The following is a 6,291-nucleotide window of genomic DNA, read 5'->3' on the forward strand; positions in this document are numbered from 1 at the left end:
AGCCATCGGCCCGGAGGTGCCTGCTCAGGACGCAGGCGTCAGCAACCCGGCCTTCTCGCGAATGACGGCGACGATTTTGGCTACCTCATCCGCGCATCCCCACGAGAGGCTGACGCCGGAGCCGCCGTGGCCGTAATTGTGCACGATGTGACGGTCCCCGAAGTCCTCATGATCCAATCGGACAGTCGGACGATGCGGCCGGATGCCGATTCTCCGCAACTCTTCAATCGGCTTGAGGCCGGCCAGCGCCGGGAAGGCGTCGCGGCACCGACTCAGGATGGCCCGTTCGACGTCGTGATCCCATGTGAGATCGGAGGTCCCCAGCTCAGCGCTGCCCCCGAGCAGGAGCACGTCGTCATGCGGCAGAACGTAGGTGGTGTCGCCGATGTACGGGTCGGGCACATGCTCCACAAAGAACTCGTGAATTCCAGGATTGGGGACAGCGACCAGCTGGCCGCGAATCGGCCTCACCTCGTCGTCGGGAACCAGCCTGCCGGCACCGATTCCGGTGCAATTCACCACGATATCGGCTTCGTCGAACCCGCTTCGGAGGTCGGTCAATCTCCGGTATTCGATCTTGGCTTTGAGTGCGCTCAGTCGTGTCTCGAGCCATTCGATAAAGCGTGGCATCTCGATCAAAGGGGTTCGGTAGCGCCATCCGGAGGCAAAACCGGGCGGCAGGTCCACATTGGCACACGGCTGATAACCGGGAAGTTCCAGCGCCCACTCCGGCGGCGTCATCGATCGGCGTGATGCCTCGACGCCGCCGAGCAGCCGCGCCCAGGGCTCCGGTTCGGCGTGCAGGCGTTCGAACTCCTGGCGTGTGGCCAAGGCCCAGGCGTCGCGAAGTTTACGGTCCCGGTGTTCGGCCATGTAGGGATCAAAAATTGCGCCGGCCGCATACGAGCTGGTTCGGTTCGAATCATGACTTTTATAGATCAGGACGCGGAGACCACGCTCGGCCAGACGAACGCCAGTGGTCAGGCCGATGACGCCCGCCCCGATGATCAAGACATCCGCTCGACTGTAGGCCATCTCTTGAGACTAACCTCCTTGCGCACCTGGGGACCGTATGTATTCGACGTTGCCGACCGTGTCCTTTCGGGTCAGGAATCGGCGCCGCGTGCCCTCATTTTCGCCGGCCCGTGGCCACTATCATGCCGTCGTAACCGACCCGGAGATCTTCGCTTTCCACCCGCTCGATCTTTACGTTGCGAGCGACGGGCGCGAGTGCCTGGTCGACATCTTCCTCGTCGATCGAGCAAGCGGGGAAGTGCTCATCACCCACGACGTATCCGGACGATAGGCGCATGAACGCGGCTGCGAATGGCGCATTGCGGCGGAGCGCGGTGACAAACAGGCGGGTGGCCCGGCGAAACTCATCGGTGCGCGTAGTGATCGACTCGGCGACGAAGAACATGGTTCCGATGTCGTACTGGTCGGCCCTAAGTGCGAAGACGTTCCCCCGCTCCCGGCTGACGCGGCCGTGCAGAGTGTCCAGCGGTTTATTGATCGGATCGTAGGCGGGCCGGCCGGTGGAGATCGCCTCCCAGAACTGCCACCATGAGCCGTGCGGCTTCTGCAGCTCATCGGCCAGCCAGGTCAGGTTGGCGTGCGAACGTTCGAACAGCGTGACCCGGGCGGCGTACGGCAGCATCACCATCGCAGGGTAGAGATTCGCGCCCGGTCCGACATCAATCGCCCGGCCCAGTTCCGGCGCGGGCGGGTTGTCCTTGAAGAAGTCGGCGACGATCTCGATGATGCGCCGGTCGTCGGACCGGAGTTCGCCGTAGTTGTGGCTGAAGTAGGCATTCGAGTTGAAGGCGTCCCAGTTGACCTGACCGTTCTCGACGGGCCGCTCGGCGATGCCGGTCGGGGGCGACGTGGAACGTGGATAGGTCTCGTTCACTGGGTCTCCTCCGTCGATTCGCCCGTGCAGATCGCTAACGCGCCCCCGATGGCAAGGCGGTGGGATCGGCAGCCGGGGTCGGTTCCGGATCTTGGGCGGCGCTCCACAGGCCTTCGAACCGCTGCTTACGCTTCTCCGTCAGTTGTGGATTGGACACCAAGCCGACGTTGCTGATCGATGGGGTGACGCCGCTCCGCAACACCCTCGCGGTCTGAAGTTCGTAGCTTACCTTCTGATCGAAGAGGATGAAGTCCTGAAGATCCTTCTGGTAGAGGAAGGGGATGTCATCATGGCGAAGGGCCCGCACCTCCACATTAATCTTCCGGTGCGGCTCAAGAAGCTTGCGGAGCTCCTCGGGGTCGTTCGCCTCGTCGGTGAGAAGGAAGAGCCGGCGGATCCGGACGTTTCGCTCGACCGCCTCGCGTTGCCGGTCCAGATACCGGAGTCCGAGTTCGCTCGACCAGAATTCACCCTCGTCCACAAACCCGTGTGTCTTGTCGAAGGATGTCATGCTCGTCGCATCGATGCTGATGGTTGCCGCGTCGGTAAGGGCAAGCAGCCAGTCGGGGTTCTCGCCCTCATGGTCCGCTCGGCCGGACCGCAGGCCCTCCAGGAGGCTTGCGAGCCCCTCGATCTGGCTGTCCGTGAACCGCAGCAGAAAGTCCTCACCCTGCTTCAATCGGCCGGCTGACTCGACCAGGCGGACGATGCTGTCGCGTCCCAGCAGATCCTCGACGCGGGCGAGATGCGTAGCCGCCTCGCTGATGCTCTGAACCTTGTCGGTCAGGCTGCTGCCTGTCCCTTTTGTTACGTCTTCGCCAATTGCGCTGGCCAGCTTGCGGGCCTGTTCCGAGGAATCGATCAAGAACTGGACGACCAGTACGATCCCGGCCACGAAGACCGACATGGTCAACTGCCAGATCTCCGGTTGCTTCGTCGTGTTGGTGAGGACGTAGGTCAGGCCGCCGGCGATGCTCGTGACCATGATTTTGATCAAGATGTGCACGTGTGTCGTCTCCCCGGGTCAGAGTCCCTCCATCACAGACGATGACTGCAACCTCACGCAACGCACGCACGGGTAGAGATGTGAGCCACGCCGCAGCGCATGTCTTTTAGATTTGAAATAGTTCTGTCGTTGGTGTGGTTGTGAGGGGCAGTCAACGGGATGCAGCAGGTCCCGGCGGAGAGGGAGCGGTCATGCAGTTCGGAATCTTCAGCGTCAGCGACATCACCACCGACCCGACCACCGGGCACACGCCGTCCGAGGCCGAGCGCATCAAGAACATCGTGACCATCGCCAAGCACGCGGAAGAGGTCGGTCTCGACGTCTTCGCGCTCGGTGAGCACCACAACGAGCCGTTCTTCTCGTCGTCGCCGACCACCACGCTCGCGTACATCGCCGCGCAGACCGAGAAGCTGCTGCTCAGCACGGCGACCACGCTGATCACCACCAACGACCCGGTGAAGATCGCCGAGGACTACGCGATGCTGCAGCACCTGTCGGGCGGCCGCGTCGACCTGACGATGGGACGCGGCAACACCGGGCCGGTCTACCCCTGGTTCGGCAAGGACATCCGGGCCGGGATCCCGCTGGCCATCGAGAACTACGCGCTGCTGCACAAGCTGTGGCGCGAGCACGTTGTCGACTGGCAGGGCAAGTTCCGTACGCCGCTGCAGTCCTTCACCTCGACGCCGCGCCCGCTCGACGACGTGCCGCCGTTCGTGTGGCACGGCTCGATCCGCAGCCCCGAGATCGCGGAGCAGGCCGCCTTCTACGGTGACGGCTTCTTCGCCAACCACATCTTCTGGCCCGCCTCGCACACCCAGCGGATGGTCCAGCTGTACCGGCAGCGGTTCGCCCACTACGGCCACGGCGACCCCGACCAGGCCATCGTCGGGCTCGGCGGCCAGGTGTTCATGGCCCGGAACAGCCAGGACGCGGTCAAGGAGTTCCGCCCGTACTTCGACAACGCCCCGGTCTACGGCCACGGCCCGTCGCTCGAGGACTTCACCCGCGAGACTCCGCTCACCGTCGGCAGCCCGCAGCAGGTCATCGACCGCACGCTCGGCTTCCGCGAGTACGTCGGCGACTACCAGCGCCAGCTGTTCCTGATGGACCACGCCGGCCTGCCCGTCAAGACCGTCCTCGAGCAGCTCGACCTGCTCGGCGCGGAGGTCGTGCCGGTGCTGCGCAAGGAGTTCGCCGCCCTCAAGCCGGCCCACGTGCCGGACGCGCCCACCCACGCCTCGCTCGTCGCCAAGAAGCTGGCCACCGAGAACAAGGAAGAGGCCAACGCATGAAGCAGCGCACCCTGGTCGTCGTCTCGGCCGGTCTGAGCCAGCCGTCGTCGACCCGCCTGCTCGCCGACCAGCTCTCCGCGGCGGCGGTCACCGCCGCCGTGGAGCGTGGCATCGAGCTCCAGGTCCGCACGATCGAGCTGCGCGACCTGGCCCACGACATCACCAACCACCTGCTCACCGGCTTCCCGCCGATCGCCCTGAAGGACGCGCTGGACGCGGTCGAGGGGGCCGACGCCGTGATCGCGGTGTCGCCGATCTTCACCGCCAGCTACAGCGGCCTGTTCAAGTCGTTCTTCGACGTGGTCGACAAGGACGCGCTGGTCGACAAGCCGGTGCTGATCGCGGCCACGGCCGGGACGGCCCGCCACTCGCTGGCCCTCGAGCACGCGCTGCGCCCGCTGTTCGGCTACCTGCGCGCGGTGGTCGTGCCGACCTCGGTCTTCGCGGCCAGCGACGACTGGGGCGCCGATTCGTCCGACGGTTTCTTGCAGACCCGGATCGTGCGCGGCGCGACCGAGCTGGCCACCGAGATCGACCGTCGCGAGCCGGCCACGGTGACCGACCCGTTCGCCCTGACGGTCGATTTCGAAGACCTGCTCAAGTAAAAGCGCCGGAAAAGGCGGTTCCGCGAAGGCGCGGGGCCGCCTTTTTGTGGCTTGTGGCCGACGGCACCGGTCCGACGCGCTGCCGCGGGGTACAAAGAGAACGAACCGACGAAGGAGTCACCATGGGCGAGATCGTGCTCATCCGGCACGGGCAGACCGAGTGGAGCGCCAACGGCCGCCACACGTCGTACACCGATCTCGACCTGACCGAAGAGGGCGAGCGCCAGGCCAAGGCGGTCGCGGCCCGGGTCAAGGACCGCAAATTCGTGGCCGTCATCTCCAGCCCGCGCCACCGCGCGCTGCGCACGGCCGAGCTGGCCGGGCTCAAGGTCACCGAGACCAGCGACGACCTGGTCGAATGGAACTACGGCGAGTACGAGGGCATCACCTCGGCCGAGATCCACCAGACCGACCCGGACTGGTGGCTGTTCCGCGACGGCGCGCCCGGGGGCGAGTCGCCGGACCAGATCGGGGCGCGGATCGACCGCGTACTGGAAAAGGTCCGGCCGTTGCTCGACGAGGGTGATGTGGCGCTGATCGGGCACGGGCACGCGCTGCGGGTGGTCGGGGCGCGCTGGATCGGGCTGCCGGCCGAGGGCGGTGGCCGCCTCAAACTGGGCACGGCGACGCTCTCGATCCTCGGCTTCGACCACGGCCGCACAGCCATCGACGTCTGGAACGCCGCCTAGCAGCCGGCCGTGATCGGCGGGCCGGCCGCCTAGCAGCCGGCCGTGATCGGCGGGCCGGCTGCCTAGTGGCTGGCCGTGATCGGTGGGCCGGCTGCCTGGTGGCTGGCTGTGGGGTGGCGGGCCGGCCGCTCAGCCCACCTGGAACGCGCCGCCAGTGGTGCCGCCCAGGGCCGGGGCGGCGATGCAATGCATCAACGGGATGCTGCCTTCGGGCAGGGCGATTGGCCAGGCTTCCCGCCGCCACGAGCGAGTGGCGGCGGGGTCCTCGCTGCGGGTGGCCATGACGGCCGCCGAGCAGGCGTTAGCGATCTCTTCGCGGCCCATCAGGGAGTCCTGGCGTACGCCGACGGCGCCCTCTGGCACTTCGAGGGCCACGAAGGTCTCCCAGCTGTGCTCCTGCGTGCAGTCGATGCGGGACGGGGGATGGGCTTTGCCGCTGATCGCCGTCACGCCGCCCCAGCAGAGCGGCTCGAGCGGGCAGAACCCGGTGCCGCACGAGCGCATCAGGCCGCCGGCGACGGCGGTGGCACTCGGCCCGTCGGCGTTGGTCTCGGGAGCGCCGCCGATCTTGCTGATGCCCCAGCCGGCCACCCCGCCGAGCACCAGTAGGACAGCTAGCGCCGCTACCAGCACCCGCCCTCTCCGGCGACGCGCCGGCCCGGGCGAAGACGGCGCGGCCGAAGACGGCGCGGGGGAATGCTGGCCGGGCGACGGCAGGGAGGAATGCTGGCCGGGCGCGACGAAGTGTTGGCCGGGCGACGGCAAGGAGTGCGGGGCAGGCGGTGTG

Annotated in this window: 7 protein-coding genes; 3 read left to right on the forward strand and 4 right to left on the reverse strand. The window is 66.7% G+C overall.

Going from position 1 to position 6,291, the window contains the following annotated elements; genetic code table 11:
* Positions 1-24: 24 nt before the first annotated feature.
* The 3 genes from M1L60_RS12030 to M1L60_RS12040 all read right to left on the reverse strand — a co-directional run bounded on the left by M1L60_RS12030 (position 25) and on the right by M1L60_RS12040 (position 2,915).
* Positions 25-1,035: an FAD-dependent oxidoreductase gene (locus M1L60_RS12030; RefSeq protein ID WP_253237453.1), complete on the reverse strand. Its 1,011-nt coding sequence runs from the start codon at positions 1,033-1,035 to the stop codon at positions 25-27.
* Between the two features lie 94 nt (positions 1,036-1,129).
* Complete coding sequence (locus M1L60_RS12035; RefSeq protein WP_253237454.1) at positions 1,130-1,909, reverse strand: SCO2525 family SAM-dependent methyltransferase; 780 nt, start codon at positions 1,907-1,909, stop codon at positions 1,130-1,132.
* 34 nt (positions 1,910-1,943) lie between these two features.
* Positions 1,944-2,915 carry a phospholipase D-like domain-containing protein gene (locus M1L60_RS12040; RefSeq protein ID WP_253237455.1) on the reverse strand — a complete coding sequence of 324 codons (972 nt, stop codon included), beginning with the start codon at positions 2,913-2,915 and terminating at the stop codon, positions 1,944-1,946.
* Positions 2,916-3,106: 191 nt separating this feature from the next.
* Between M1L60_RS12040 and M1L60_RS12045 the strand changes: the two genes are divergently transcribed.
* From M1L60_RS12045 to M1L60_RS12055, 3 genes are all read left to right on the forward strand, one after another.
* Complete coding sequence (locus M1L60_RS12045; RefSeq protein WP_253237456.1) at positions 3,107-4,210, forward strand: LLM class flavin-dependent oxidoreductase; 1,104 nt, start codon at positions 3,107-3,109, stop codon at positions 4,208-4,210.
* Complete coding sequence (locus M1L60_RS12050; RefSeq protein WP_253237457.1) at positions 4,207-4,815, forward strand: FMN reductase; 609 nt, start codon at positions 4,207-4,209, stop codon at positions 4,813-4,815. The genes M1L60_RS12045 and M1L60_RS12050 overlap by 4 nt, the downstream gene beginning before the upstream one ends.
* 122 nt (positions 4,816-4,937) lie before the next feature.
* The gene (locus M1L60_RS12055; RefSeq protein ID WP_253237458.1) at positions 4,938-5,504 is read left to right on the forward strand and encodes a histidine phosphatase family protein; all 567 of its coding nucleotides are present in this window, start codon (positions 4,938-4,940) and stop codon (positions 5,502-5,504) included.
* 129 nt (positions 5,505-5,633) lie between these two features.
* On the opposite strand, the gene M1L60_RS12060 is transcribed toward M1L60_RS12055, so the two are convergent.
* On the reverse strand, positions 5,634-6,137 hold the full coding sequence (locus M1L60_RS12060) for a hypothetical protein (RefSeq protein ID WP_253237459.1): 504 nt from the start codon (positions 6,135-6,137) through the stop codon (positions 5,634-5,636).
* Positions 6,138-6,291: the final 154 nt, after the last annotated feature.

Origin of the sequence: Paractinoplanes aksuensis, from assembly GCF_024137025.1 — a bacterium.
Lineage (GTDB): Bacteria > Actinomycetota > Actinomycetes > Mycobacteriales > Micromonosporaceae > Actinoplanes > Actinoplanes aksuensis.